At 74.0% G+C, this 4101-nt stretch carries 4 protein-coding genes; 2 read left to right on the forward strand and 2 right to left on the reverse strand.

Going from position 1 to position 4101, the window contains the following annotated elements:
- A partial coding sequence (locus H5J30_RS20395; RefSeq protein ID WP_309505585.1) for a glycosyl hydrolase family 65 domain-containing protein occupies window positions 1-1179 on the forward strand: 1179 nt, incomplete at its 5' end.
- A 54-nt stretch (window positions 1180-1233) separates the two neighbouring features.
- On the opposite strand, the gene H5J30_RS20400 is transcribed toward H5J30_RS20395, so the two are convergent.
- A complete protein-coding gene (locus H5J30_RS20400; RefSeq protein WP_181788844.1) occupies window positions 1234-1908 on the reverse strand; it encodes a CBS domain-containing protein in 675 nt (224 codons plus the stop codon).
- A 21-nt stretch (window positions 1909-1929) separates the two neighbouring features.
- Complete coding sequence (locus tag H5J30_RS20405; protein ID WP_181788845.1) at window positions 1930-2802, reverse strand: universal stress protein; 873 nt, start codon at window positions 2800-2802, stop codon at window positions 1930-1932.
- A gap of 279 nt (window positions 2803-3081) precedes the next feature.
- Between H5J30_RS20405 and H5J30_RS20410 the strand changes: the two genes are divergently transcribed.
- Window positions 3082-4101: GAF domain-containing sensor histidine kinase (locus tag H5J30_RS20410; RefSeq protein WP_309505586.1), on the forward strand; the 1020-nt coding region annotated here is incomplete at its 3' end.

The raw sequence follows: 4101 nt of genomic DNA on the forward strand, positions 1-4101 counted from the left end.
CGCGAGGAGGCCCAGGAGATACACCTCAACCCGCGCTCGGGCCGCTGGCTGCCGGACCGCAGCCGGCTCCAGCACCACGTCGGGCTGGCCGTCGCGTACAACGTCTGGCAGTACTGCCAGGCCACCGGCGACACCGCGTATCTGCACGGCAGGGGGGCCGAGATGGTGCTGGAGGTCGCGCGGTTCTTCGCCGGCCTCGCCGTCTGGGACCCCGCGTACGGCCGCCACCGGATCCGCGGGGTGCTCGGCCCGGACGAGTACCACGACGCCTACCCGGACGCCGAACGCCCCGGGCTCGACGACAACGCGTACACCAACGTCACCGCCGCCTGGGTGCTGGAGCGCGCACTCGACCTGCTCGCCGGGCTGCCCGGGGCGCGCCGGGACGAGCTGGCGGGGCGCATGGCGCTGGGGGAGGAGGAGACGGCCCGCTGGGAGGAGGTCTCCCGCACCCTCCACGTGCCCTTCCACCACGACGTGATCAGCCAGTTCGAGGGCTACGGCGCGCTCGCCGAGTTCGACTGGGGCGGCTACCGCGGCCGCTACGGCGACATCCGCCGCCTCGACCGGATCCTGGAGGCCGAAGGCGACACCGTCAACCGCTACCGGGCCTCGAAGCAGGCGGACGTCCTCATGCTCGGCTATCTCTTCTCCCCGGCGGAACTGGCGCGCGTCTTCGGCAGACTCGGCCACCGCTTCGACGACGAGCTGTGGCGCCGCACCGTCGACTACTACCTGGCCAGGACCAGCCACGGCTCGACCCTCTCCAGCCTCGTGCACGGCTGGGTCCTCGCCCGGGCCCGCCGCGGCACGGCCTGGAGCTACTGCCTGGAGGCGCTCACCAGCGACGTGGCCGACATCCAGGTCGGCACCACCGGCGAGGGCATCCACCTGGGCGCGATGGCCGGCACGCTCGACATGGTCCAGCGCGGCCTGACCGGCCTGGCGACCCGCGAGGACGCGCTGTGGCTGGATCCCGTGCCGATGCCGCAGCTGTCCGAGTACGTGCTGCGGGTGCGCTACCGGGGCCACCGGAGTATCGAACTGCGCCTGCGCGCCGGCCGGCTCCACGTCACCGTGCCGCCGTCCGCGGAGCCGCCGCTGACCCTCGTCCTGCCCGACGGCCCCGTGACCGTCGAGCCGGGGGAGTCCCGCCGGCTCCGGCTCCCCGACGCCTGAGCGCTCCGCCGCGAAGCCCGGGCGGTACGCCGCCGGCGTCCGCCGCTCGGGGGCTCAGGCTCCGAGCGGCACGCGGCCGAGGTCGTCCACCCGGAAGGACAAGTGGTCGGAGATGCCGACCACGCCGTCCACCGAGCCGCAGAGCCGCAGGACGATCGGGATCAGGCTCCGGGTCTCGATCACCCCCCGCAGCTCCACCCGGCCGCCGCGTACGGCGACCGCCACCTGCGCGGGCGCCAGCCCGAGGATCTGCTGCAGGACGTCGTGCTCGATCTCCTCCCGGATCGCGTCGTCCTTGCGCAGGAAGATCCGCAGGAGGTCGCGGCGGCTGACGATGCCGACCAGCCGGTCCGTGTCGTCGACCACCGGCAGCCGCTTGATCCCCTGGATCTCCATCAGCTGCGCGGCTTCGACGACGTTCCAGTCGCGGTGGGCGCAGACGGCGGGTGCGGACATCAGCTCCTCGGCCCGGGCGCCCTCCGCTTTGGCGCGCTCCCACGCTTCGAGGGGAGGCAGAGGCACCCGCCCGTCGATACGGGACTGGTCACCGGCCTTCCGCAGCAGATCGGCCTCCGACACCACGCCGACGGCCCGGCCGCCGCCGTCGACGACGGGCAGAGCGGTGACCTCGTTCTCCGCCAGCAGGCGGACGATGTCCTTGAACGGGGCGTCGGGCCCGACGCTGACGACGTGCCGGGTCATCAGGTCGCTGACTTTGCGGTGCTGCATCTTCCCTCCCAGCTCGGGCTGTCATTCGTGCGGGACCACGGCGACGGGCGCGATGGCGTGGTGCATCAGGACGTGCGTCACCGGGCCGATCAGCGTCGGGAAGCTCAGGCGCTTGTGCATGCGTCGGCCGCCGACGAGCAGCCGGGCTCCGGCGGCCTCCTCCAGGAGGCCCGGCGCCACCTCGCCGTCCAGCAGGGCCCGCTCCGTCACCACGTCCGGATAGCGCGCCTGCCAGCCGTCGATGGCGGAGTCGAGCCTGTCCCGGGCGGCGGCCTTCAGATCGGTGCCGACCTTCGGGTCCGGCAGTGCCGACGGGTACGCGTAGACGGACGAGCGCCGCCACATGTGGACGACGCGCAGCACGCTGCCCGTCCGGTGGGCGGTGCCGAAGGCGAACTCCAGGACGGGGTCGAAGCCGTGGTCGAGGTCCACCCCCGCCACCACGGGGAGGTCGAGGTCCGCGGTGTCCGGGTGCCAGTCCTGCCGTACGAGGACGGTGGGCCCGGTGGCGTGCGCGACCACCGGCAGCGCCACACTTCCGGTGAAGAAGCCCGAAGCCGCGCCGATGCCCCGCGACCCCAGGACGAGGAGTTCTTCGTCCCGCGCCGCGTCCAGCAGCGCCTTCACCGCCGTTTCCGTCGTCGCGCCGCCGCTGATCTCCACTTCCGGGTACCGCTCCGCCGTCTCCCGGCACGCGTGGGCGATCCGGTCCCGGACCCACTCGTCGTGCAGGGAGCCGGCGGGCGCTGCCTGCCGGTTGCCCGAAAGCGCTGCCTCCGCGTGGACGATGCGCAAGGAGATCCGGCGCGACGCCGCTTCCGCCGCCGCCCACCGGACGGCCGCCATGCTCGGATCCGACCCGTCCACACCGACCACCACGTGCCGCGCTGCCATTGCTGCCTCCCCGGGGAGCCGACCGGACCTCTGGTGCGGCCCGGTAACGGAAGAGCGTCGCGGCATCAGCCGTGCCGCCGCTCCAGGATGCCGCCGCGCGGGCGTGGGCCGCGAGGGCCGTAGGGGTTCATCGCAGGGACCTTCGGGCACCGGTCCTCCCGTACAGCCGTGACGCTTCGTGACCGTCCTCGTGAGTAGCGTGCCCTGCTCCGGGAGCAGGCCGAAAAACCTGGCGCTAAGGTAGGAAAGGGGCGCGGGGGTGAGCGTCACGGAGGGCCGGTGAGCGATCGGAGCGTGCGGCCGTACGAGGGCCGGCCGGCCGGGTCGGCACGTCGGCCGGAGCCGCCGCGGCTCACCGAACGGTGGCTGGAGGCCAACGCGGACGTCACCGCCGCCCTGCTCGCCGGGCGGGAGGAACCCGCGGTCCTGGAGATGATCGTCGATCGTGCCCGCCGCGTACTGCGGGCGGACCTCGGCGTCCTCGCCCTGGCCGAAGGCGGCACCGCGCGGCTGCGGGTGGCGCTGGCTTCCGGGAAGGAGGCGGAGGCGTACCGGGGCAGGCTCCTGCCCCGCCGCGGATCGTTCGCGGGAGCCGCTGCCGAGGCCGGGAAGCCGATCACGAGCACCGACCTCTCACGCGATCCGCGGATCACCGCGGGGGCGCCCAGGGCGCGGGCACTGGGGCCGGCGGTCGCCGTCCCCATGGTCGCAGGGGAAGGGGTCCGCGGAGTGCTGCTGCTCGCCCGCCGCGATGCGCCCGACGTCTTCACCGAGGCCGAGACCGGCCCGCTGCTCGCCTTCGCGGGGCACGCCGCGATCGCCATGGAACTCGCCGACCACCGGCGCGACGCCGAGCAGGTCGCGCTGCTCAAGGACCGCGACCGCATCGCGCGGGACCTGCACGACCTCGCGATCCAGCGGTTGTTCGCCACCGGGATCTCCGTGCAGAGCGCACTGCGCTTCGTCGAGCACGAGGAGGCCCGCGCCCGCCTGCTGCGTGCGGTGGACGACCTGGACGAGACCACCAGGATCATCCGCTCGACGATCTTCGGTCTCCGGGCCGGGCGGGGGAGGGAGGGCAGCGGCCTGCGCGCCCATGTCGTCCGGGCGGTGGAGGACGCCGTACCGGCCCTCGGGTTCACCCCCGCCCTCCGGCTGGAGGGCCTCATCGACACGGACGTGCCGGGCGATGTCGCCGACGCCGTCCGGGCGGTGCTGGGGGAGGCGCTCACCAACGTCGCCCGGCACGCCCGGGCGACCGCCGCCGAGGTGGTCCTCGCCGTCACCGACGGCACGGCG

Origin of the sequence: Streptomyces phytophilus (assembly GCF_013870535.1) — a bacterium.
In the GTDB taxonomy this organism is placed as follows: Bacteria; Actinomycetota; Actinomycetes; order Streptomycetales; family Streptomycetaceae; genus Streptomyces; species Streptomyces phytophilus.